This is a genomic window from Conyzicola nivalis (assembly GCF_040548875.1).
GTDB lineage: Bacteria > Actinomycetota > Actinomycetes > Actinomycetales > Microbacteriaceae > Conyzicola > Conyzicola nivalis_A.
In genome coordinates, this window is record NZ_JBEPSJ010000001.1 from 735,071 (window position 1) to 757,453 (window position 22,383).

The window sequence follows — 22,383 nt, forward strand, 5'->3', positions numbered from 1 at the left end:
CGTTGCGGGGTGAGGGGCGATCGTAACTCCGGGTCGCCCGCCTGTGCGACGGGGTTGCGGTGAACGGCTCCTCCACAGAAGGGCACAGCCGCAGTGCTCCCACAGTTCGACCGATGGCGGGCTGTCTCGGCAGGGCCCGCGGCTACTTTCGTCGCATGATCATCGAATCGGGACGCGACGTACTACAGGTCTTGTGGGGTGCCCAGAACGACGCCGATCCCCCGGCTCTGTGGCTCGTAGCGCTCGACCGCGACCTGCGACTCATCACGGTCGAACCCATCGTCGAAGCGATGATCGGCGGCCCAGAGGGCTATGTCGACCAGATCGAGGAGGCGCTCTACGACGCACACCGTCCGGTCGCCTACTTCGCGCTCGGCTGGTCGACCAACCGCGTGTTCGACGACGCACAGTGGCTGCGCGAACTCGACGACCGGCTGCGGGCGACGAGCGAGCTCGCCTCGGCGACGCTGCTCGGCCAGATCGTGTTCGAGCGTTCGTCTGCCTACATCTCCCTTCCCGAATGCGAATTCTCGCTCTACCCCGAATTGCGACGGCTGCCTCGGGCACTCGCGATCCCCGGCCCGCACGGCATGGAGTGCCGGTGCGCCGTGTGCGGCCCCGAGAACGACTTCGACGACGGCCGGGGCGGATACGACTACGACCTGCCCGTCGGGCCCTCACGCAGTCGAAGTCGGCGGTATCTGCCCGGCTTCGCGAGCGCGTTCGCCGACGAAGACGACCCGCCTGCCGTCGACGACCTGTACTTCGATCCGGTCTCCAAGCGCTGGTTTCCCGAACCGGCCCGCGCCTACAAACGGTGGACCGTCGAAGAGCAAGACACGGTGGTGCGCTCGCACAGTGAGGGGCTCAGCTGCTTCGACATCTCGATGCTCGTACAACGTCAGCCGGGCGCCGTGGCCACCCGGCTGAACAAGCTGGGGCTGTCGTCGAAGACGGTCGTGCCGGAGTTGGTCGCGCCGCCGCCGGTCGCGATCACGCCCGAGGAGCCTCCACCAGTCCGATGAACGCGCTCAGTTGCGCCAGGGCGGTCGGGTTGGTCGGCAGGTACTCGAGCAGGGCGGGCGAGTACAACAGGTACGCCGCCCACTGCGCGCGTGAGATCGCCACGTTGAGCCGGTTCGCGAGCAGCAGGAACTCCAGCCCTCGAGGAACCTCGTCGGCCGACGATGCGGCGAGCGAGACAATGGCGATCGCCGCCTCTCTGCCTTGGAACTTGTCGACTGTTCCGACCGGAACATCGCCGAGTCCCGAAGCGGCGAGCCGTTCTCCGATCAGCTCGACCTGTGCGTTGTACGGCGCGACGACGATGACGTCGCCCTGTTCGAGCGGGCGGGAGACGCCGCCCTCCGTCCAGTCGCGTCCGAGGCAGTCGCGCACCAGCTCCACCACGCGAACGGCTTCCTGCGGCGACGACATCGAGTTGAGCTCGTGGTCGACGGCAACAGGGTGCAGACCCGGTTGCAGCCCCACGAGCATCCGCGACTCCGCCTTTGACTCCAGCTTTCCCTCGTACGACAGTCGCGAGACGGGAGCGCAGACGGCGGGGTGCATACGCCAGCTCTTCGCGAGGAAGAACCCGAACTCGGGAGGCAGCACATCGTGGCCGTCGCTGAGCCAGCCGAGCGCCGAGACGTCGACGGGTTCCGGATGCGACCCCTGGCTCACCTGGGGAAGCTGTTGCGGGTCGCCGAGCAGCAGCAGGCGCTCGGCCGAGACGGCCGCGGCGATTGTGCTGGCGAGCGAGAACTGCCCCGCTTCGTCTACCACGAGAAGGTCGAGCGACTCCCGCGGGATCGTCGTGGCGTTGGCGAAGGTCCACGCGGTTCCGCCGATGACCCAGCCGTCTTCCTGACCAGTGAACTCGGCGGTGTTCGCGGCCGTGAGTCCGGTCCACGGGTGTTGCTCGGTGTCGCCGCTCTTCGGGCGTTTGCCGATCCTCTTCGGATCGAGCCCCGCGGCGGCAATCGCACGCAGCATGTTCTTCACCGTCTCGTGTGACTGGGCGACGATGCCCACACGCCAGCCGTGGTTCTTCACGAGGTCGGCGATGACACGAGAGCCCGTGTAGGTCTTGCCCGTGCCGGGCGGGCCTTGAACCGCGAGATAGGAATGATCGAGGGTGAGGAGCGTGTCCCGGATCTGCTCGATGATGGTCGGGCCGTCGCCCGCGGTTGCCGCCGGGCCGTCGCCCGCGGTTGCCGCCGGGCCCCTGTCCATGGTTTCTGCCGGTCTCCCGCTCGTCGACTTGCCCGGCGACACGCGCGGCGGCACCCGGCGGAGCACGTCCAGCGCGGCGTTCGGCAGCATCGCGGGAAGCGCGCCGAGCACACGGGAGCCCCACTCCTCGATCGCCTCGGGCTGTGGTGTCGCGCGCGGCGGTGCCGGCGGGGTGAGTGCGGCGGGCAGTTGGTCGAACTGGTCGGCGCCGGTCTCGAGCAGTTCCTGGATCACGTACGTGACATGTCCGCTCTCCTCCACGATTTCGAGTATCTCGCCCTCGCTCGACGCCCGCGCGCCGGGTGACCGCTTCGCCGCGATCGGCGGTTGCGGGTCGTCGTAGACGAGGAACGGCGTCTGCTCGGCTTTGAAGGAGCTGCCGGGAGCGACCGTTCCGGAGACCTCGATGATGCGCCGGTCTTTGCGCTGTCGGCCCTCGCGGTGCCAGTCCTTCACAACCGCGGCGCGCTCGACGACGAGCACGTTTCGGGTGTCGGCCCACTCGTCGATCGGCGACACGAGCCGATCGAAGTGGTCCTGCCAGAACTTCTTTCCCTCCCGGCGGTGATAGTCGATGGCGGCGGAGGCGAGAGCAATCGCCGTGTCATCCGCTGTCCGCTCCCCGGGCGGAACGTCGGCGACGTGGGCCGACAGCGCGAGGTAGACGGGGCTCGGCTCGCGCACCGTGGGGAGGTCGAGTTCGAGGTCGCGTGCGACCGCTGGGGCGATGCCGTTCTCGGCCGCGCGGTCGAGCAGCCAGTCACGCAGCCTCAACGTCGAGACACAGTCGTACTCGTTGTAGCTGGCGATCGCCTCGAGTTTCGCCTCTCCCCCCGCGATGTCGCCGTAGCGGATGAGTTGGCGGGCATCCGCGTACTCGGTCACAGAATCGGCCGCATTGGCCACTCCGCTGCGTTCGCTGGGCATGTAGAGCGGTTCGAGCTTCTTGATCGAGTAGCTGTGCGACCCGACGCGAGTGCTCTTCTTCACCAGCGGATACAGGTCGACGAGCACGTTGTCGCGCAGCAGGTCGTCGACCGCGTCCTCACCGACGCCGTGGCGCGCGGCGAGAGAGAGCAGGTGGGTGCGTTCGTAGGCGGCGTAGTGGTAGATGTGCATGCCCGGATGCTTCGCACGACGTTCGGCGACGTACGCGAGAAACTGCTCGAGCGCCACGCGCTCTTCGGCATAGGTGTGTGCCCAGAACGTGCGGAACGTGGTGTCGGGTTCGACGAGACCGAACAGGTAGTCGAGGCCCCATTCGGCTCCGTCGGCGTCGGTCTTCTCCGAGTAGAGCGGGTCGCCCTCGAAGTCGAAGAAGATGTCGCCCTCGTCGGCAAGCGGCAGCGCGCCGAGCGCCTGCGGGTTGTAGACCTCGTAGGCGGGGGCGTCGCCCGTATGGGGCAGCACTTGGATACGCGCCTGGGCACGCAGCCCGGCGAGCGTCGCGGCGCTCAGCTCGGCGACCTGGTCGGGCGCCACGGCGAGCTGGTCGATCGTGGTTATGCCCGCCGCATTCAATTTGCGGCGCTGGGTGAGCCGCATCCCCGAGACCAGCAGCACGTCGCGGTGCAACTCCACCTGCTGGGTACACGCCGCGCATCGACCGCAGATGCTGTAGCGGGGGTCGCCCCAGGGGGTGGGTGAGGCGTCCGCGACTCTCTCGTCGATCATGTTTTGCAGGCGTTCGCGTCTCTTGCGATAGACGGGGAGGATGTCGCGCAGCGCGTGCGTACTCGTGCGCCCGTCGCCGAGGATGAGGTGCACGTTGTCGCCGACGCGGAGGTCGTTCGTCGCGTGGCTGCTGTTGCTGCTGCTGCCGGCCTGGCCGCTGTCGCCGTCGCCGGTCTGGCCGACGCCGGCCTGGCCGCTGTCGCTGTCGCCGGCCTGGTCGCTGTCGCTGTCGCCGGTCTGGTCGCTGTCGCTGTCGCCGGTCTGGTCGCCGTCGACTTCGGCGGCAAGCGCCATGACCTGGTCGCTGTAGGCGGCGAGCTGCAGCAGCGCGGTGATCTTCGCGCTGCGGGCGAGCTTGGTGTCGTAGACCTCGTAGGCGCCGTCGGCGCCCAGCATGATGAAGTCGGCGAAGCCGAGGAAGCGCCCGTCGAAGAACGTCGCCTGAAAAAGAACGTCGGCCTTGTCGCGCATAGCAGCGGCAGTGGCGGCAGCAGCTTCGGCGTACTCGCCGAATGGGGGTTGCTCGAACTCGACCACGGTGCGGCTCTGTTTGAGCGACTCGAGAACGCGAAGCTCGTGCACCGTTCCGAGCTTTCCCGCGCGGATGAGCATGTCGTCTTCGACATCGTCGACACGCTCGACCCTGCCGAGCTTGGCGTCGAGTTTGCGCATCAGCGCCCACTCGCACTTCGCGGCGGCGGTGAGATCGCTCGCCGAATAGACGACGGTGTCGTTCAGTAGGATCACGTGGGCTCCGCGCTGCATCGAATCGCCGATTGGCGACTCTCGTCAGGCTAGCGCGGCCGGGTGACATCACGACATCGGCGTCGCGTATCGGATTTGAGGCTCCTGTGTCAGAAAGGCATCACCCCGTCATCGGGTGCGGGGGTGTTCCAGGAGTCCGTCGGCAGCGGGAGTGCCGTGGTGTCGACCGTGGGTGGCGCCGGGTTCGAGGCTGCTGTGTCTCTGCCCGTCTCGACGTCTCTGGTCGCTTCGACGAAGGTGGGTGAGAGTCGTCGGAGGGGTGCGACGCGGCGGACCCGTCCGGAGGGCGAGATCCATTCCTTGTCACCGCCCGGGAGCCGGCGCATGGTCCACCTGGTGTTGTGGAGCAGGCGGTGGTCGGGCAGGCAGGTGGTGGCGGAGTTGGCCAGGGAGGTGTCGTGGCTCTCGTGCCAGGGCACGGGGTGGTGTCCGTCGCTCTCCCGGGGTGTGGCGTCGCACCAGGGGCTGGTGCACTCTCCGTCGACCAGCCGAACCGCTCGGCGCAAGGACGCGGGCAGGAACCGGAACCTGTCGTCGAAGGCGATCACCGAGCCGGTGACCGGGTCGGTGAGCAGTCGGAAGAACCCCGGGGCGTCGGCGACGAGCCTGCGGGCGGTGGCCGGGTCGATCGGGACCTTTCCCTCGAGGGTCGCCGGTTCGTCGTCGTGTCCGAGGAGGGTGAGCACCGGGACCTCGATGTGCACCTGGGCGACTATGCCGTGCCCGAGCGGTTTGCCCGACCGGTTGGCGCCCGACCCGGCGCCGGCCGTGTCGGAACCGGCACCAGAACTGGAAACGCCACCGGCGGCGGCGCAGAGGTCGCCGTCGATGAGGATCGCGGTCGCGGTGTCGGCGCGGCGCTGCGCCAGGGTGCGGGTGTCGTCGGCGGTCTTGGGCAGGGCGAGGTCGGTGATCCGGTTGTAGATCGCCGCCAACGCCTCGTTCGAGTCGTGCACCGTCAGATAACCCATGCCGTCCTGGCCGAGCTCGACCTGCACGCTGCGGAACGCGGACGCCCGCTCGTGGCGCGTCTTCATCGACTCCGTGGTCAGCCGCTCCCGCGCCGCCTGCGCCCTGGCCCGGAACGCGGAGTAGATCAGCGTCGCCGCCAATGGCACCAGCTCCTCCTCCAACGCCGCCCGGTCCTCCTCCGGCATCGACCACGCGATTTGGGCGATCAGCCGGGCGTGCTCGTAGCGGATCGCCCCGTCACCCAACGCACCGAGGGTCAGGGGCAGGTGCTCGACCAGTGTGCGGCTCTCCGCGACCAGGGCCGCGGCGGCGTTCTTCGACAGGGTGAACGCCATCGCCACCTCTGTCACCAGCTCGGTGCGGGCCCGGTTCTTCACCGACCACCCCGACTCCCGCACCGGCCGCGACGCGAGCAGCGCCTCCTCGGCCTCCTCCTCCGCCGCGATGTCCTCCGACACCCGCCGCAGCGTGTCCACCCGCCTGGCCCGGTCGGCCATCGTCATCGCCAGCCGGACGTCGGCCTCCTCCGCCGCGTCGAGGAACCGGGCGAACAGCTCGCGCCGCCGCTGGAACGCCGGCAGCCCCGCCACTGCCGGCCGCACGTCCACCGGCCCGTCCGGCGGCAGCTCGTCGGGCCACGGCTCACGCGTCGGCGGGCTGAACGGATAGACCGCATCCGGCGGCGGCCCGAACGCGAGGGCCGGCGGCGGCTCGTAGGACGGAGGATCGTGCAACGGCATAGCGTCGCACGCCTCGAACTCTGTATCTGATCTCATGCCCGCATTCCAATATCGACCACCGACATGACCACCGCCAAAGGGGCTGGATTCGGCCCAAAACAGCCCGAAAACCGGCCCCTGTGGAAAAGTAATCCGAAAAATGTGCGGTGGTGTGGAGAATCCGGCCGAAAGCCCGAGCCGCGGCATCCGAAAGACGCCTCACTCAGGCTCCTTGTATGCAACAGGTGTCAAATAGAAGTTCGATTCCCGTAGCGATAACTAAGGAGAACCCCATGGCACGCGTAGCCGGAAAAGTAGCCCTGATCAGTGGCGGAGCCCGCGGAATGGGAGCAGCCCACGCCGAACTGCTCGTCGCGGAGGGTGCGAAGGTCGTCATCGGCGACATCCTCGACGCGGAGGGCGAGGCGACCGCCGCCCGGCTCGGAGACAGCGTTCGCTTCGTCCATCTCGACGTCACCAAGCCGGACGACTGGGACACCGCAGTCAGCGCCGCGGTCGACGGCTTCGGAGGTCTCGACATCCTGGTGAACAACGCCGGCATTGCGAACTTCGCACCGATCGAGGACTACACCCTCGAGCAGTGGAACCTCATTATCGCGATCAATCTGACCGGCACCTTCAATGGCATCAAGGCCGCGATTCCGGCTCTGAAGAAGTCGGGTCACGGCTCGATCATCAACATCTCCTCCACCGCCGGCATCAAGGGCGTCGCGGCGTTGCCCGGGTACACGGCTGCGAAGTTCGCGGTGCGGGGCCTCACCAAGGAGATCGCCATCGACCTCGGGCGTTACAACATCCGAGCGAACTCGATCCACCCCGGCAACATCCGAACGCCCATGACCGAGGGACTGGATGTCAACCAGAGCCTCGTTCCCCTGGGGCGAATGGGCGACGCGTCAGAGCTCTCGGCGATGGTGCTGTTTCTCGCCAGCGACGAGTCGAGCTTCTCGACCGGCGCCGAGTTCATCGCCGACGGCGGCGAGACCGCGGGAATCGTGCCTCCGGCAGTGTAGAGCGAGCTCACCAGAGGGGTGCGCCGTAGCCGCCGAGTTACTACCCTCGTGCACATGATCAGCATCCGAACGGCCTCCGACGTGCCGTGGGCAGACGTCGAGCGCGTCTTCGCGACGCCCGGAGACCCGCGCACCTGCTGGTGTCGCTACTTCAAACTGACCGGCGCGCAATGGACGGAGACGGATGTCGCGGCTCGAGCCGCGGCGTTGCGAGATGACACTCGGCGCGCCGACCCCACCCCGGGTCTCGTGGCCTTCGTCGACGACGAGCCCGCGGGGTGGGTGGCGGTCGAGCCGCGCGTCAACCTCCCGCGGCTGTTCCGTAGCCGCGTGGTGGCCGCCGGGATGTCGACTCCGTTCGACGACGCATCCGTCTGGTCCATCGTCTGCTTCGTCGTCCGGCGCGAGTTTCGGGGCCGGGGCGTCGCCGGCGAACTCGTGCGCGGGGCGGTGGACCACGCTCGATCGTCGGGCGCCTCGACCATTGAGGCCTACCCGATCGAGCCCGCACAGGTGAAGGGCTCCCCCGCCGGGTCGATGTACCACGGCACGGTCTCGATGTTCCGGGCCGCGGGGTTCGACGAGACCAGGGTCGGCGCACCGGCCCGACGGGTCATGACCCTGGCCGTGTAGCGAGGAATGAGGAGAACCATGTTCCGCATCGAAATGTCCGACGGGACGACAGACGAGGTCGTCGCCGACCGCATCACGTTCGACGAGGGCAGAACGTGGTTCTGGTCGGACGGGGTGGCGATCGCGAGCCGCCCGACGGCGGAGATAACGGGTGTCACGGCGATGCACGAGCACGCGGTCGACGCCGCACGCGAGACGCACGCCCGCGCCTTCGAGCGCTGGACCGACGAGGAAGACGAACGTCTGCGCAAGGCACGCGCCGACGGACTCACCCGAGTGCAGCTCTCCGAGCTGTTCGAACGCCAGCCCAGCGCGATCAGGTCACGGCTGGATCGGTTGGGGCTGGAGTAGCAGCCAGCAACTCCCTCGCCTCGTCCAAGTCGGCCTCGAGCGCGGCCGTCTCCGAGTCGCCGAGCGGGATGGCGAGGACGTCGCCGAGGGTACCCCGGGCGCGTTGTGTATCGCCGACCCGCAGGTCCAACTCGGCCCGGTAGACCAGCGCACGTACGCGATCGACCCGCACCGCATCCGGATGCCGCAGCAGACCGGCGTCGAGCACGGCGATGGCCGCCGCGTCGTCGCCGTGGGCGTCACCCTGCCGTGCCGCATTCTCGACGACGCGCGCGAGCCCGCGCTCGGTGTCGGAGGACTCCGAGTCACTTCGATGCTGCCGTACGAGTCTTCGGGAACGAAGCCGTCGACTCCGTGGTCATGATCGTTCAGCGCTCCCCTCCGACGTGATGGTGCGGGCCGGCAACAGCTCCGCGATCCGAGCGACGACCGCGTCGACGGTCTCGTGCTCCCAGAACCGCAGCACGAGCCATCCGCGTTCTTCGAGCGACGCCGTCGACTGGGCGTCCCTCTCGACGTTGCGCGCGAGCTTGGGCAGCCAGTAGCTCTCGTTCGACTTCGGTGTCGTCGCGTGCAGCGGGCACCCGTGCCAAGCAGCCGTCGATGTAGACGGCGATCCGGCGCCTCGTGAAGACGATGTCGGCCCGGGTGCGGAGCGAGGGTTCGGGACGCAGGTCGACCCGGAATCGGAACCCACGGGCATGCAGCGCGCGGCGGATCAGCAGCTCGGGCCGGGTGTCCCTGCTGCGGTTTCCGAGCATCGACTTTCGCGTCGCCTCGTTAGTCGCCCATGACATGCGACCACGCTAGCGCTTGTCGACGATCTGCTTGCCGAGAGGGAAGAGTGCGACAGGCACGAGCTTGAAGTTGGCGATGCCGAAGGGGATTCCGATGATCGTGATGCACAGCGCGATACCACTGAGAATGTGCTCGAGGGCGATCCACCAGCCGGCGAGGATCACCCAGACGATGTTGCCGAGCATCGACCCGACGCCCGCCGTCGGCCTGTCGACGACCTCCTTGCCGAAGGGCCACAGCGCGTAGACGCCGATGCGCGCGGCAGCGACCCTCCACGGAATCGTGACGATGAGGACGCACATGATCGCGGCGGCGAGCATGTAGCCGAGAAACAGCCAGAAGCCGGAGAGCACGAGCCAGATCACATTGAGGAGGGTTTTCATGGTGGTGCCATTCTCGCAGCGCCGCAATATCCTACAGAGTGAAATTCGCCCGCGCGCGCCTTGGCGTATCCACAGGAGAGCTATCTACAGTGGGACGGGATGGTCGCGTCGGCGGGTCGCCGCGTCCGGCGCATCCGGATGAAGCCCGTGACGGCCTTCACACCTAGGGGAAGATTTCTGCATGTTCGACAACGGAACGCTTGACTACAAGCACGACAGTAGTTGGCGAAGCGTCGCGCGTGCTTTCGGCGGCCTCGCTGTGGCGAGCATCGTCGCCGGGGTACTCGTCGCCACGTCTCTCACCCCCATCGTCGCGGTCACGGCCGTCACCGGACGCGACTCCCTCAACGCCTTCGACTCGCTCCCGTCGGAGATCGAGCTCGGCGGTACCTCGCAACGCAACCAGATCTTCGCCACCCGCGACGGTGCGCCGGTCAAGATCGCCGATATCTACGACCAGAACCGTAAAGACCTGGCGTGGGACCAGGTGTCGCAGTTTCTGAAAGACGCCGCGGTCGCCGGCGAAGACCGACGGTACTACGAACACGGCGGTGTCGACCCGCAGTCGCTGTTGCGCGCGGGCTTCGGCTTCGTCACCGAGACGGGCTCGACCGGTGGATCGACCATCGCCATGCAGGTCGTCAAGAACATCCGTGTCAACGAGTCGCAGCAGCTGCCCACAGAAGAGGCCCGGGACGCCGCCTACAAGAAGGCGATCGAGAAGTCACCCGCCCGCAAGGTGCAGGAGATCCGGCTCGCGATCGCCCTGGAGAAGAAGTACACCAAAGACGAGATCCTGCTCGGCTACCTGAATCTTGCCGGTTTCGGCAAGGCCACCTACGGTGTCGAGGCCGCATCCGAACGCTACTACGGCACCTCGGCGGCGGATCTCACTCTCGCGCAGGCCGCCAGCCTCATCGCCATCGTGCAGACCCCCGACTCGCTCAACCTCAGCGACCCCGAGAACTACCCGAAGAACCTCGCCCGACGCGACCTGATTCTGGGCAACATGCTCGAACTGGGAAAGATCGACCAGGCGCAGTACGACGAGGCGATCGCGACCCCGATCGAGGCCTACGTCAACCTGACCAGCCCGACCAACGGCTGCCTCCACGCGACGGACGCGAAGTTCTTCTGCGACTACGTGGTGCGCGAGGTTCCGAACCTCACCGCGCTCGGTGACGACGCGGCCGAGCGCAACGCCAACTGGATCAAGGGCGGCTACTCGGTCTACACGACCCTCGACCTGAACCAACAGGATGTCGCTCAGGCGCAGGTCAGCGCTCGCGCGCCTGCCGATGAGACTCGGTTCGCCCTGGGGGCCGCCGCGGTGGCCGTGCAGCCGGGCACCGGCCGCATCCTCGTGATGGCGCAGAACCGCGGCTTCAACAACACGCCGCAGGCCGCCCCGTCCGAGACCTCGATCAACTACAGCACCGACTATGCCTACGGTGGTTCCACCGGGTTTCAGACAGGGTCGACCTACAAGATCTTCACTCTGATCAACTGGCTGCAGAACGGCCACACCCTGCGCGAGTCGGTCAACGGCTCGGAGCGAGTGCTGCCCGCGTCGTCATTCAAGTGCGACGGTGTTCCGGGCGCCGGCCCCGCGTTCGATGTCGGCAACGACACCTCCGGCGAGGGCGGCATGCAGAGCGTGCAGTCGGCGACGGTGCGCTCGGTCAACGGCGCGTTCGCATCGATGGCACAGAAACTCGACCTGTGCGCCATCCGCAACGTTGCGACGTCGATGGGCGTGCATCGGGCCGACGGCGCCCCGCTCAACACGCTTCCCGCGTCGATTCTCGGCATCAACGAGATCGCACCGCTCACGATGGCGGGCGCCTTTGCCACGATCGCGGCCGGCGGCACCTATTGCGCCCCGATCGCGGTCGACTCGATCGTGAACTCCAAGGGTGAAGACCTCGGAGGACAGGCTCCGGCGTGCTCGGCGGCGATCGCCCCCGACATCGCCGCGGCTACGGCCTTCGCACTCACCGGCGTGTTCCAGGGCGGCGGAACGGCGCTATCGGCCAGCGCCCGCGACGGAGTTCCGATCATGGGCAAGACGGGTACGACGGATGGCTCGCACCAGAACTGGCTCGTCGGCTCGACGACCAAGGTCGCGATGGCGGTGTGGGTCGGAAACATCCAGGGGGACCCGGCGAAGCGCACGGAGAAGAATCCGGGCGGCGAACAGAGCCTGCGCCGGGTGACGATCGCCGGCGTCAACGGCGCCAACATCAAGTTCGTGGTGTTCAAGGCGATGTTGCAGGGCTTCAACGCCAACCCCGCCTACCGGGGCGAGGCGTTCCCCGCTGTCGATCAGGCCTACGTCAACGGCAAATCCAAGGCATCGTCTTCAGCTCCCACCCCTGTGACGGAGACCCCGCCGGCACCCGCGCCGGCTCCGGGAGCGGGTGCCGGCGGCAACGGTAACGGTAATGGCGGCAATGGAAATGGCAACGGCGGCAACGGCCGTAACGACGACTAGGCCAGGTAGCGACTAAGTCGCCGTGGCCACCTAGGCCGCCCGGGCCGCCTTCGCGTGCTTGCGACCCGACCGCTTCGCCTTCTTGAGGTTGCGGTTCGCTCGCGTCACCATCTTGGCGGCTTCCGCGGAGCGCTGAGGAGTCGTCGGCCCGCGACCCTTCCGCGTGCGGTCGCGGCGGCCCTTCGACCCCGTGCCCTTCTTGCGCTTCTTCCCTTTCTTGCCCTTATCGTCGTCGTCGCCCAGCACGGCTGCAGCCACCACTCCCCCGACGAGTCCGACGATGAGCCAGCCCAACCGCGGGCGGTCGGAAGTGCCCTTCCACCCGCCCTCGACTTCGGCGTCGACGGTGGGCGAGGGAACATAGAGGTTGCCACTGGTGTCGACCGAGTGGTACTTGCGCGAGAACTGGTTTCGATCGGTGTGCACGGCCATCTGAGCCTCGACCGCCTTCGGGTGCTTGTGGTGCTGGTTGACGAGTGCCCTGCCCGCGGTGCTCACGACGATCTCCGGCCGTGGAGAGCGAACCGCGCGGGTGATCGCCTTGGCGACGATCTCCGGGCTGTAGACGGGGGGCATCGCCACCACCGCCCGCCCGGTGTAGTTGGCGGCGTGCCTGAAGAACGGGGTGTCGATCGTGGGAGGCAGGATCGTCACGACCTTGACGTGCTTCTGCTTGCCCAGGGCCAGCTCCTGGCGCAGGCTCACGCCGAGTGCGCGAACGGCCGCCTTCGACATGCCGTAGGCCGCCGTGTACGGCTGAGGGACGTCGCCGAGAATGGATGCCACGTTGATGAGCACCCCGTGCCGCTGGTCGGTCATCACCTCGAGGGCCGACCTGGCGCCGTAGACGTAGCCCATCACGTTGACGTCGATCACCCTGCGGAAGTCGTCGAGCGGCACGCTGTCGAAGCTCGCGTACACCGACACCGAGGCGCAGTTGACCCACACGTCGATCTTTCCGAAGTTCTCCACGGCCTCGGCGGCGAGGGCATCGACCGCGTCGGCATTCGTGACGTCGGTCGCGACCGAGATCGCCTCCGCACCGAGCCGCTGACACTCCACCGCCAGTTGCTGCAACGCGGTCTCGCGGCGGCTGGCGAGCACGAGGCAGGCCCCGCTTCGAGCGAACCGGAGTGCAGTAGCGCGGCCGATGCCGCTCGAGGCTCCCGTGATTACAACGACGTCGGTCATATCGACTGCCTTCTGCTAGATGGGCTGGCGGTCCACCCAACTTCTCTCGACCGAAAACGTGACACAAGGGGGTTGCCCGCCGCCCGCCCGGGGAGTTGGGTGGTGGCTGCAGACCCGCTGGGGCGGCCCCAGCCCTGTCCGAGTTGTTCGATCCTGTCCGATGGAGTGCAGATGAGAATCGTCACACGAGTCGTCGTTTCCGCCGTGATGGCGGCGGCACTGCTGGTACCCGCTTCGACGGCGCTGGCCGCGCCGCGATCGGGCCCTCATGGCCCAGGCTCCGCGCCTGGCGTCTCGGCACCGGGCGCCCCGGGCGCATCCGCCACCTGGACCACCGGGGCGAAACAGGGAATCGGCACGGCCACCAGCCCCGAGTCGAAGGTGTGGTTCACGCTGTCGCAGGGCACTCTCGCAGAGGTCTACTACCCCAGGGTCGACGTCGCGAACTCCCGCAGCCTCGAGCTCATCGTCACGGACGGGCGAACGTTCGCCGACCTCGAATCGGCCGACACGACACACGAGGTACAGCTGCTCGACTCGCGCGCCCTCGTCTACCGGCAGGTCAACACCGACAAGGACGGCCGATACGAGATCGGCAAGACCTACTTCACCGACCCGGCGCGTTCCACCGTGCTGGTGAACATCACCCTCCGCTCGCTCGACGGCGGGCGGTACTCGGTATACGCGCAGTACGATCCGTCGCTGGCCAACAGCGGGATGCACGACTCGGCGCGCACCGAACGCGGCGCCCTCGTGGCGGAGGACACGAGCGGCGCCGACGACGTCGCCAGCGCCCTCGTCGGCTACGAACGGTTCACTCAGACGTCGAACGGCTTCGCCGGCGTGAACGACGGCTGGACAGACCTGTCGACGGACTACAGGCTCGACGAACGCTACGGCTCTGCGCTCGACGGCAACGTCGTGCAGACGGCGAAGCTCACCCTCCACGGCTCGAAGCGGCTCTCCACCACGACGCTCGCCCTCGGATTCGGTGCCGACGGGCGCGAGGCCACGGACGCGGCCCGCGCCAGCCTCCGCGGCGGCGCGCTCGGTGAGGCGGTCGCCTACGCCAGGGGCTGGCACCGCTATCTCGACTCGCTCGACCGCGCTCCGCGCGCCGTGCGTGGCGACCGCCAGCTCGCCACCCAGTACTCGGTCGCCGCGATGACCCTCAAGGCGCACGAGGACAAGACCTACCTGGGAGCGAACATCGCCTCGCTCACCGTGCCGTGGGGCGAGGCTCAGAACGCCGACGAGGCGGGCGTCGGCGGGTACCACCTGGTGTGGGCCCGCGACCTCTACCAGGTCGCCACTGCGCAGCTCGCCGCCGGCGACGTCGACGCGGCGAACCGGTCGCTCGACTACCTGTTCGAGGTGCAGCAGCGGCCCGACGGCTCGTTTCCGCAGAACACCCTCCTCGACGGCACGCCGTACTGGGGCGGACTCCAGCTCGACGAGGTGGCGTTGCCGATCGTGCTCGCGTGGCAGCTCGACCGCACCGACGCCGACACCTGGACCAATCACGTGAAGAAGGCCGCCGACTTCGTGATCGCCCGTGGGCCGTCGACTCCGCAGGAGCGGTGGGAGGAGGAGGGCGGCTATTCGCCCAGCACCATCGCCGCCGAGATCGCCGGGCTCATCGCTGCCGCCGACATCGCCAGGGCGAACGGCGACGAGAACTCGGCCGCCGTCTACACGGGAGTCGCGGATGACTGGCAGCGGCGAGTCGAATCGTGGACGTTCACCACCACCGGGCCGATCGGCGACGGCGAGTACTACGAGCGCATCGACGACAACGGCGACCCGAACGACGGAGCGATCCTGAGCATCAACAACGGCGGAGGCGACTACGACGAACGTGCCATCGTCGACGCCGGGTTCCTCGAGCTCGTGCGCCTCGGGGTGAAGGCTCCAAACGATGAGGCAGTGGCCGCATCCCTACCGGAGGTCGACTCGACGATCAAGGTGGACACACCCAGCGGAGAGCTCTGGTACCGCTACAACCACGACGGCTACGGCGAGAAGGCAGACGGCGCCCCCTATGACGGCACCGGCGTCGGTCGCCTCTGGCCGCTGCTCAGCGGAGAGCGGGGAGAGTACGAGCTCGCGAACGGCCTCGACGCCCGGCCTCGTCTGCGCGCCATGGCGCAGACGGCGAACGAGGGCTATCTGATCCCGGAACAGGTCTGGGATCAGGTTGACCCCACCGCCTACGGGCTCCGTTTCGGCGAGGGCACGGGATCGGCGACACCGCTTGCCTGGTCGATGGCGCAGTACATGCGGCTCGCCCTCGGTATCGACGCGGGCGCACCGGTCGAGACGCCGTCTGTCGTCGCCGAACGCTATGCGGGCGGGGCGCTACCGGCCGGCCCTGCACTGGACGTGGCGACGCCGGCGCCGGGCGAATCGACCGACCAGGCGTCGATCGAGGTCAGCGGAACGACGGATGCTCCCGCGGTGTACGTGAGCGCGAACGGTGTGGTGACGAGGGTGGCGGCGACCGGCGGCGCGTTCGCGACCACTGTGCCCCTAGCGCTCGGCAGCAACACCGTCACGGTGGTCGCGGTCGGCGACGACGGAGGGACCAGCCTGGCGCAACGCGCGGTGACGTCGGTGAACTTCGGCACGGCTGTCGGATCGATCGACGACCCGGCCGGGGACGACTCCGGCCCCGGCGAATACGTCTACCCGACCAACTCGGCCTTCGTCGACGGCGCGTTCGACCTCACCGGCTTCGACGTCTACCTGTCCGGCGACACGGCCAACTTCGTCGCCACCATCGACGGCGAGATCACGAACCCGTGGGGCGGCAACCAGCTGTCGGTGCAGCGTCTCGACATCTACCTGAGTGAGGAGCAGTCGGGTGACCGCGCAGCGGCGAGGCTCGGCGCCAACGCGACCCTCGAGCATCCCTACGACGTCGTCATCACCGGGTCGGGATTCACTCCCCCGGCGGTGCGAGACGCGGCAGGAGCGGTGGTGGCGAACGCGACCATGCTCGTGCTGGCCGACTCGCGGCAGATCGCGCTCTCGGTACCCGTGTCGGCTCTGGGCGGCATCGACGTCGCCGCCGCCGGCTATCAGGTGACGCTGGCGTCGCACGCCGACGAGAACGAGGGCCGGGGCGGAATCCGCCCCGTGTACTCGCGGGAGTTCTGGGACGCGGCTCCCGGCGCGGGCCTGCCGTGGATCCAGGAGTACCGGTTCGGGGGCGGCGCCGGCGAATACACCGACGCGAACCCGGCGCGCGACACCGTCACCGACGACCCGAACCTGCTCGACATCGTGGTCGGGGCGGCAACCGATCAGGCCACCGTGCTCGACTGGCGTGACGGCGCACCGGTGGTACTGCCCTACGTGCCTCTGGGCTGAGTTACCGACCTCGGCTGAGGCGGACGCCGCCGGGGTCAGACGGATGCCGCTCGCTGTCAGCGACCGCCGCCACCTCCGCCGCCTCCGCCACCGCCGGAGAAGCCTCCGCCGCCCGTTCCGCCGAAGCTACTGCTGAATCCGCTGCCCCCGCCGCTGCCGGTCTCCCACGACGACGGCGGGGTGTACGACATGGCGTTCGACGAACCACGCAGCGCCGAGGTCAGCGCTATGGCCGTGAAGCCGTTCTGGCCGACGAACCAGTCCGGGTCTTCGTCGGTCTGGGCGGCGCGCAGTTCGAGCTCTTTGCTCCACTCGTCTTCCACACCCCAGATCACCGCGAAGGGCAGCAGCTTCTCGTAGAGCTTGACGACCTGCTTGGTGTCGCCGACGTCGATCCGCTCGGCGCCGTCGGGACTCTGCAGCATGCGGAACCGCTCCTGCTCGGCGAGCGTCAGGTACACGCGCATCCCGATCAGGTAGTCGCGCATCTCGGCGCCGTGCTGGCTGAGGTGGTTGCCGAACTGCACGAGAGCGATCGAGATGATGAGCGTGACGAGCGTCACCACGATGGAGATCAAGGGCCAGGGAGCGAGCGAGAAGGCTGCGATCGTCGCCACCTGGTTCACGACCGCGCTGATCAGCGCGAGAAACCCTAGTACGGCCCAGCGGATGCCGCGGGTCTTCGGCACGACGCGCCATCCGCTCGCCGTGATCGACGCCAGAGCCGCGTCGGACACGGCCTTGGTCGCGGTGCCGAGGTCGACGTCGTCGTCGGAGAGCTCGCGCAGCTTTCCCGGCTCGGGATCGGCGCCGAACAGCGCCGTCAGGATCTGCAGGTCGAGCGAATCGGCGCCGTCCGTGCCGAGGAACTGCAGTGTGTAGTCGCCGCCGCCCTCGACGATCGGGTAGCCGATGATGCGCAGGTTCCCCCGCACGGCGAGGCTCACGAGCTCGGCGGGGATGGCGGTGGCGCCGCGACCGACCAGGTGGGCCGCGACCATGACGTTGAGCCCCTTCGGCACCGAGTACTCGGGGATGATGGTGCCACGGCCCGGAGCCCCTCGGCCGCGGCGCGCCCGTGCGACGATCGCGCCGGCGAGGGCGGTCAGCCCGGCGATGATCGCGATGACCGTGATCACGTTCGACCACAGCGGTGCAGGGGTGTCGACCGAGGGCACGCGTGGGATCGGCTGCGTCTTCTCGCCCTGCACGAAGGTGCCCTCGACGAAGCCGACGACGACGGTGAGCGTCTCGCCGGCTGCGAGGCTGTCGTGCGACGCCTCGAACGTGGTGCCGCCCGCGGGGTCGGGCGTCGTCGTCAGCGCGCACTCGGTGGTCGCGCCCGACGGCCCCCAGTAGCAGGCCGTCTCGCCGGTGAGTGTGGCGCTCACCGCCGGGTCCACGCTGATGGTCGTCGACACCCGGTCGAAGGCCTGACCGAACCCGGTGCCGTTGACATCCCAGTAGAACTCGTCGTCGCCCGCGTCGGGGAAGGTGCCGACGACGTTCTGCATCGAGTAGGTGATGACGTAGGTATTCGAGCCGTAGACGAACTCGTCGGTGCCGAGCGCGAGTTCGAGGAATTCGTCGGTGAGGTTCTCCTCGTAGTAGACGTCTTCGCCGTTCTCGTCGACGACGGATGCGACGACCGGATTCAGATCGACGCGCTGGTTCCAGCGCGGCAGCGCCCGGATGATGCCGCGGTTCTGGTCGTAGTCGGGAAACTCGGCGACGAGCGTCTCGACCACGGTGAGCTGCGAGGTGCCGTCGGCGGCCTGGGCGAGGGTGTAGTCGGCGTCGAAGAGGCTGTAGCGGAAATCCGACGTGTCGTAGTCGGCGAGGGCCGGTGCCGCTGTTCCGGCGACGATCGCGGTCACGCCCAGAAGGGTGAGGAGGACTCTGAGACGGGAGCGCATGGTCTCGAGCCTAGTTGAGCCGGGCGTGCGTGCTCCCGCGCGATGCTACCTCCAGTCGGCGGCGGGGCGGATGTTGTGATTCTGGTCGAAGAGGTCGCCCGGGTCGTACTGCGCCTTGATCCGTGCGAGCCGGGCCAGCGTCGGCGGCGGGTACATCTGCGGTGTCGCGAGGTCGCTGGTGAGCGCCGAGAAATTGCCGTAGATGCCCTGAAGGTGCGGCAACAGCGTGTTCCACTGTGCCTGGTAGGCGTCGGTCGCGGAGTCGGGCGCGTCTTCGGGGAAGAACGCCGCCGAGATGATGAGGGTCTCGCTGTCGCGGAATGCGAACGCCGTGACCGAGGGATCCACCGTGTTGAAGGACCCGCGCAGGTAGCGGATCATCAGCACCGACCCGGGCAGCGCCGTGTACATACGGGCCACGGCGTCGACGACGACGTCGGAGAAATCGGACGCGAAACCGTTGTTGTTCGCGACACGGATGCCCTGCGGAGGGTGCATCGGCTCGGAGAGAAGCTCCGAGTACGCGGTGCGCTGGATCGAGTTGGACGCGAGTCCGTCGAGCGCGAGGAGCGGCGCGATGGCGGCTGTCGCCTCGTCGTCGTCGAGACCGGCGTAGTTGACCAGGATGGTGACCCCTCCCGGAGCGTCCTCGCCGAAGGCCGGCATCGACAGGAACGTGCTGTTGAGTCTCTCCGGTGCCTCACGCATCGCATCGCGCCAGCCCCTGAGCAGCGTCTCGAGGTCGGTGTCGCCGAAGGTCAGGGCGCCGAAGTGGACGCCGGCCAGTTCGTGCGCTCGGAAGGTGAAACGGGTGACGACTCCGAAGTTTCCGCCTCCGCCGCGCAGCGCCCAGAACAGGTCGTCGTTCTCCGACTCGTTCGCCGTGAGCACGTCGCCGGTGGCCGTGACGACCTCCGCTTCGACGAGTTGGTCGAGGGCGAGTCCGTGCTCCCGCACCATCCAGCCGACGCCGCCGCCGAGGGTGAGACCGCCGACGCCGACCGAGCGGGTGTCACCCGAGCTGATAGCGAGTTCGTACGGACGCAGGAAGTCGGCCACCGCGCCCCAGGTCGCGCCGCCGCCGATAGTGACCAGCGAGTCATCCGCGACGCTCATCTGGGTCATCCTGGACAGGTCGATGACCAGCCCGCCGTCGTTGGTGCTGTGGCCGCTTCCGCTGTGTCCGCCGGCGCGGACCGAGAGGGTGAGGCCGTTGTCGGCAGCGAAGCGCACGGCGGTGGCCACCTCGGCGGCGTTCGCCGGCTGGGCGACGACAGCCGGAGAGCCGGTGCGAACAGACACCGTGCTCGCCTCTTCGTAGCCGTCGTCTCCCGGCAACAGGAATCGGATGGTGCCCAGGGTGTCGAACTCGAATATCGTCATCTGTCTCCTCCTCAACAGCAACCGATTTTTCTCGGATGCCACGGAAGCGGTCAACCCCCTCGGTGCGACACTGGCAGAATCTAGGGGTGAATTGTCCGCCGGAATCAGTCGTGGCCGTCAGCCGTTCGGCCAGCCACGACTTCAGCAAGCCCACCGCAGAGTCGATCACCCTCGTCGAGGGCTGGGGCGTCGAGGGAGACGCGCACGCGGGAGTCACCGCGCAGCACCTCTACGTCGTGAAGAAGGACCCCGGGCGGGCCAACCTCACCCAGGTGCACCTCATCCAGGAGGAGCTCTTCGCGGAGCTTGCGGACAGGTTCGTGGTCGGACCAGGCGAGTTGGGCGAGAACGTGACCACGAGCGGCGTCGACCTGCTGTCGCTGCCGCTCGGCACCCGCATCCACCTCGGGCCGACGGCGATCGTCGAGGTCACCGGGCTGCGCAGCCCGTGCAGCAAGATCAACGCCTTCCGGGGCGGCTTGATGAAGGCGCTCGTGGCGAAGGACGACGACGGGGGCGTCATCCGCAAGTCGGGAGTGATGAGCATCGTCGTCGCCGGCGGCGAGGTGAAGCCCGGAGACGCCCTCCGGGTCGAGCTGCCGAGCGCGCCGCATCTTCCGCTGGGCGTCGTCTAGGCGCACAGTGGGGGTATGACTCCCGAGGAAGCGGCCGCGATTCTGCACGTCGGCGTCGACGCCTCCGCGTCCGACGTGGAACGGGCGTACCGTCACAGCGCGCGAACGCTGCACCCCGACCGGCTCGCCGGCGCACCGGAGGACACGGTCACGGCGTCTGCGGAGCAGTTCGCGCGGCTGACCCTCGCCCACCAGGTCATGGTGCGTGAGATCGCCGAGCGCCCGGTCGAGGCGACGATCGAGCCGGATGTTCCGGCCGAGCCCCCGCCGAGCGGACGCTGGGTGATCATCGGCTGGCTCTCCGTGCTGCTCGTCGCCGGCGTGATCTCGTACTTCGGCGGCGCACTGCCACGCTCGACCGGAGACGTCGTGCTTCGGCTGCTGCCGCTCGCGGCGGCCGGCACAGCGTTCGCCCTCACCGGAAGGCGGGTGTTCTTCGCACTCACCGTCGCCCTGCTCGCGGTCAGCGTGCTCATCACCCTCGTGCTCGCCTCGTTCGGCTCTCTTGTCGCCTTGGGCCTGCTGCTCGTGCCCGTCGTCGGACTGATGGTCATGGGTCGCCGACGCGCGGGCTGGGACGCGCGGTAGTCGCAGCGGCGGAGACTCAGCCCTCCCGCCAGTCGTCGGTTGTGAGGTGCGAGCCGCCCTGGGGCCCCATCTGCAGCATTCCACCGTCGGCGACGAATGACGCGCCAGTGACGTAGCTCGCCTTGGGCGAAGCGAGGAACGCGATCACGTCGGCGATCTCCCGCGGGTGGCCCGGTCGGCCGATCGGGATACCGGGGCGGTGCGTCTTCGCGGCGTCCTCCGCCTCGGCGTTGTTCATCGGTGTGGAGATCTCGCCCGGCGCCACGGAGTTCGCCGTGATGCCGAACTGCCCCAGCTCGAGTGCGAGCGACTTCACGAGGCCGCCCAGTCCGTGTTTGGCGGCGTCATAGGCGCTCGACCCGACGCGCGGCTGGTGCTCGTGCACGCTGGTGACGGCGATGATCCGCCCACCCGCCGCCGCCTCGACCATGATTCGGGCGGCACGCTGCATGCAGACGAACGCGCCGTCGAGATCGGTGGCGATGATCTCTCGCCAGTCGTCGAGTCCCAGCTCGAGAAACGGCGTGTGCTGACCGAGGCCCGCGTTGTTGACGAAGACGTCGAGGCCGCCCAGGTCTTTCGCGAGGTTGTCGATCTCGTCGCCGCACGCCTCGAGGTTGCTCGTGTCGAGCTGGGTGACGACGGCTCGTCGGCCCTCGCCGCGCACGAGACGGGCCGTCTGCTCGGCGCCCTCCTCGTCGGAGTGCCAGGTGATGCCGACATCCATCCCCGCTTCGGCGAGAGCGACCGCCGTCTCGCGGCCGATGCCGGAATCGGAGCCGGTGACGATGGCGAAGCGAGGGTCGAAGACCCGGATCTGACGGTTGAACATTGATCCTCCTGAGGTTTACCTCCGAGCCTGTGGACACGGTGCGCGGGCGGCAAGGGGTTGCGCGTAGGGTTAAACGATGGCCGTGAACAACCACATCCCCCGCGGTCGGGCGAGTCTCGAAGTGCTTCGGGCCGAGGCGCATCAGGAGCTCGACACGATCGTCGAAGAACGGTTGCTGAGCGGCGAAGACCCGTGGGCGTTTATGGAAGAGCTGCCCACCGTCGACGAGCTGGTCGTCTACCTGCTTCGAGCCGACGCCATCGACGCGAACGACGGACGCCAGCCGTCGCCCACCCGTGAATACCGGGTGCTGCGGCAGATCGCGCTCGAGCACCCCGGGCTCACCAAGACCGTGTGGCGGCTGCTCGGCGACAACGGTCCGCTCGCCCGGCAGTACTGGTAGCG

The 22,383-nt window shown here is 68.2% G+C and carries 18 protein-coding genes and 1 pseudogene; 10 read left to right on the top strand and 9 right to left on the bottom strand.

Annotated features, from left to right (window positions below; genetic code table 11):
• Positions 1-155 precede the first annotated feature (155 nt).
• Positions 156-1,025, top strand: coding sequence for a hypothetical protein (locus ABIE21_RS03615; RefSeq protein WP_354023412.1), 870 nt, complete (start codon positions 156-158; stop codon positions 1,023-1,025).
• On the opposite strand, the gene ABIE21_RS03620 is transcribed toward ABIE21_RS03615, so the two are convergent.
• Both ABIE21_RS03620 and ABIE21_RS03625 read right to left on the bottom strand, forming a co-directional pair.
• The gene (locus tag ABIE21_RS03620; RefSeq protein ID WP_354023413.1) at positions 994-4,659 is read right to left on the bottom strand and encodes a TM0106 family RecB-like putative nuclease; all 3,666 of its coding nucleotides are present in this window, start codon (positions 4,657-4,659) and stop codon (positions 994-996) included. The genes ABIE21_RS03615 and ABIE21_RS03620 overlap by 32 nt on opposite strands.
• A gap of 107 nt (positions 4,660-4,766) precedes the next feature.
• A complete protein-coding gene (locus tag ABIE21_RS03625; protein ID WP_354023414.1) occupies positions 4,767-6,425 on the bottom strand; it encodes an HNH endonuclease signature motif containing protein in 1,659 nt (552 codons plus the stop codon).
• Positions 6,426-6,661: 236 nt separating this feature from the next.
• On the opposite strand from ABIE21_RS03625, the gene ABIE21_RS03630 reads away from it, so the two are divergent.
• The 4 genes from ABIE21_RS03630 to ABIE21_RS03645 all read left to right on the top strand — a co-directional run bounded on the left by ABIE21_RS03630 (position 6,662) and on the right by ABIE21_RS03645 (position 8,750).
• Positions 6,662-7,402, top strand: a complete 741-nt coding sequence (locus tag ABIE21_RS03630; protein ID WP_354023415.1) for an SDR family oxidoreductase — start codon at positions 6,662-6,664, stop codon at positions 7,400-7,402.
• Positions 7,403-7,456: 54 nt separating this feature from the next.
• Complete coding sequence (locus tag ABIE21_RS03635; RefSeq protein WP_354023416.1) at positions 7,457-8,035, top strand: GNAT family N-acetyltransferase; 579 nt, start codon at positions 7,457-7,459, stop codon at positions 8,033-8,035.
• A gap of 18 nt (positions 8,036-8,053) precedes the next feature.
• Complete coding sequence (locus ABIE21_RS03640) at positions 8,054-8,386, top strand: hypothetical protein (protein WP_354023417.1); 333 nt, start codon at positions 8,054-8,056, stop codon at positions 8,384-8,386.
• 103 nt (positions 8,387-8,489) lie between these two features.
• Positions 8,490-8,750, top strand: coding sequence for a hypothetical protein (locus ABIE21_RS03645; RefSeq protein WP_354023418.1), 261 nt, complete (start codon positions 8,490-8,492; stop codon positions 8,748-8,750).
• Here the strand turns inward: ABIE21_RS03645 and ABIE21_RS03650 are convergent.
• From ABIE21_RS03650 to ABIE21_RS03660, 3 genes and pseudogenes are all read right to left on the bottom strand, one after another.
• Positions 8,745-9,089, bottom strand: a complete 345-nt coding sequence (locus tag ABIE21_RS03650; RefSeq protein WP_354023419.1) for a DUF559 domain-containing protein — start codon at positions 9,087-9,089, stop codon at positions 8,745-8,747. The genes ABIE21_RS03645 and ABIE21_RS03650 overlap by 6 nt on opposite strands.
• Positions 9,037-9,183 (bottom strand): annotated as a pseudogene (locus ABIE21_RS03655) (very short patch repair endonuclease); the annotation flags it as partial. The pseudogene ABIE21_RS03655 and the gene ABIE21_RS03650, both read right to left, overlap by 53 nt.
• 9 nt (positions 9,184-9,192) lie before the next feature.
• Positions 9,193-9,567 carry a YccF domain-containing protein gene (locus tag ABIE21_RS03660; protein ID WP_354023420.1) on the bottom strand — a complete coding sequence of 125 codons (375 nt, stop codon included), beginning with the start codon at positions 9,565-9,567 and terminating at the stop codon, positions 9,193-9,195.
• Positions 9,568-9,748: 181 nt separating this feature from the next.
• On the opposite strand from ABIE21_RS03660, the gene ABIE21_RS03665 reads away from it, so the two are divergent.
• On the top strand, positions 9,749-12,061 hold the full coding sequence (locus tag ABIE21_RS03665) for a transglycosylase domain-containing protein (RefSeq protein WP_354023421.1): 2,313 nt from the start codon (positions 9,749-9,751) through the stop codon (positions 12,059-12,061).
• A 30-nt stretch (positions 12,062-12,091) separates the two neighbouring features.
• Here the strand turns inward: ABIE21_RS03665 and ABIE21_RS03670 are convergent, their stop codons facing one another.
• Positions 12,092-13,252 carry an SDR family oxidoreductase gene (locus ABIE21_RS03670; protein ID WP_354023422.1) on the bottom strand — a complete coding sequence of 387 codons (1,161 nt, stop codon included), beginning with the start codon at positions 13,250-13,252 and terminating at the stop codon, positions 12,092-12,094.
• Positions 13,253-13,423: 171 nt separating this feature from the next.
• Here ABIE21_RS03670 and ABIE21_RS03675 point away from each other — a divergent pair, with 171 nt between their 5' ends.
• On the top strand, positions 13,424-16,624 hold the full coding sequence (locus ABIE21_RS03675) for a glucan 1,4-alpha-glucosidase (protein WP_354023423.1): 3,201 nt from the start codon (positions 13,424-13,426) through the stop codon (positions 16,622-16,624).
• 56 nt (positions 16,625-16,680) lie between these two features.
• Here the strand turns inward: ABIE21_RS03675 and ABIE21_RS03680 are convergent, their stop codons facing one another.
• Both ABIE21_RS03680 and ABIE21_RS03685 read right to left on the bottom strand, forming a co-directional pair.
• On the bottom strand, positions 16,681-18,540 hold the full coding sequence (locus tag ABIE21_RS03680) for a DUF2207 domain-containing protein (RefSeq protein WP_354023424.1): 1,860 nt from the start codon (positions 18,538-18,540) through the stop codon (positions 16,681-16,683).
• Between the two features lie 45 nt (positions 18,541-18,585).
• Complete coding sequence (locus tag ABIE21_RS03685; RefSeq protein WP_354023425.1) at positions 18,586-19,923, bottom strand: FAD-binding oxidoreductase; 1,338 nt, start codon at positions 19,921-19,923, stop codon at positions 18,586-18,588.
• Positions 19,924-20,009: 86 nt separating this feature from the next.
• Here ABIE21_RS03685 and ABIE21_RS03690 point away from each other — a divergent pair, with 86 nt between their 5' ends.
• Positions 20,010-20,558, top strand: a complete 549-nt coding sequence (locus tag ABIE21_RS03690) for an MOSC domain-containing protein (RefSeq protein ID WP_354023426.1) — start codon at positions 20,010-20,012, stop codon at positions 20,556-20,558.
• 15 nt (positions 20,559-20,573) lie between these two features.
• On the top strand, positions 20,574-21,146 hold the full coding sequence (locus tag ABIE21_RS03695) for a J domain-containing protein (protein ID WP_354023427.1): 573 nt from the start codon (positions 20,574-20,576) through the stop codon (positions 21,144-21,146).
• 16 nt (positions 21,147-21,162) lie between these two features.
• On the opposite strand, the gene ABIE21_RS03700 is transcribed toward ABIE21_RS03695, so the two are convergent.
• Positions 21,163-21,978 (bottom strand): SDR family oxidoreductase, encoded by an 816-nt coding sequence (locus tag ABIE21_RS03700; protein ID WP_354023428.1) that lies wholly within the window; start codon positions 21,976-21,978, stop codon positions 21,163-21,165.
• Between the two features lie 76 nt (positions 21,979-22,054).
• Between ABIE21_RS03700 and ABIE21_RS03705 the strand changes: the two genes are divergently transcribed.
• Entirely contained in the window at positions 22,055-22,381 is a 327-nt protein-coding gene (locus ABIE21_RS03705; protein ID WP_354023429.1) for a tryptophan synthase subunit alpha, read from the top strand.
• Positions 22,382-22,383 lie beyond the last annotated feature (2 nt).

Coding starts and splice junctions, on each gene's coding strand:
- ABIE21_RS03705 (WP_354023429.1), top strand. CDS start 22,055: ATGGCCGTGAACAACCACATCCCCCGCGGTCGGGCGAGTCTCGAAGTG.
- ABIE21_RS03630 (WP_354023415.1), top strand. CDS start 6,662: ATGGCACGCGTAGCCGGAAAAGTAGCCCTGATCAGTGGCGGAGCCCGC.
- ABIE21_RS03685 (WP_354023425.1), bottom strand. CDS start 19,923: ATGACGATATTCGAGTTCGACACCCTGGGCACCATCCGATTCCTGTTG.
- ABIE21_RS03700 (WP_354023428.1), bottom strand. CDS start 21,978: ATGTTCAACCGTCAGATCCGGGTCTTCGACCCTCGCTTCGCCATCGTC.
- ABIE21_RS03670 (WP_354023422.1), bottom strand. CDS start 13,252: ATGACCGACGTCGTTGTAATCACGGGAGCCTCGAGCGGCATCGGCCGC.
- ABIE21_RS03635 (WP_354023416.1), top strand. CDS start 7,457: ATGATCAGCATCCGAACGGCCTCCGACGTGCCGTGGGCAGACGTCGAG.
- ABIE21_RS03695 (WP_354023427.1), top strand. CDS start 20,574: ATGACTCCCGAGGAAGCGGCCGCGATTCTGCACGTCGGCGTCGACGCC.
- ABIE21_RS03650 (WP_354023419.1), bottom strand. CDS start 9,089: ATGCCCGTGGGTTCCGATTCCGGGTCGACCTGCGTCCCGAACCCTCGC.
- ABIE21_RS03615 (WP_354023412.1), top strand. CDS start 156: ATGATCATCGAATCGGGACGCGACGTACTACAGGTCTTGTGGGGTGCC.
- ABIE21_RS03665 (WP_354023421.1), top strand. CDS start 9,749: ATGTTCGACAACGGAACGCTTGACTACAAGCACGACAGTAGTTGGCGA.
- ABIE21_RS03675 (WP_354023423.1), top strand. CDS start 13,424: ATGAGAATCGTCACACGAGTCGTCGTTTCCGCCGTGATGGCGGCGGCA.
- ABIE21_RS03660 (WP_354023420.1), bottom strand. CDS start 9,567: ATGAAAACCCTCCTCAATGTGATCTGGCTCGTGCTCTCCGGCTTCTGG.
- ABIE21_RS03640 (WP_354023417.1), top strand. CDS start 8,054: ATGTTCCGCATCGAAATGTCCGACGGGACGACAGACGAGGTCGTCGCC.
- ABIE21_RS03680 (WP_354023424.1), bottom strand. CDS start 18,540: ATGCGCTCCCGTCTCAGAGTCCTCCTCACCCTTCTGGGCGTGACCGCG.
- ABIE21_RS03625 (WP_354023414.1), bottom strand. CDS start 6,425: ATGAGATCAGATACAGAGTTCGAGGCGTGCGACGCTATGCCGTTGCAC.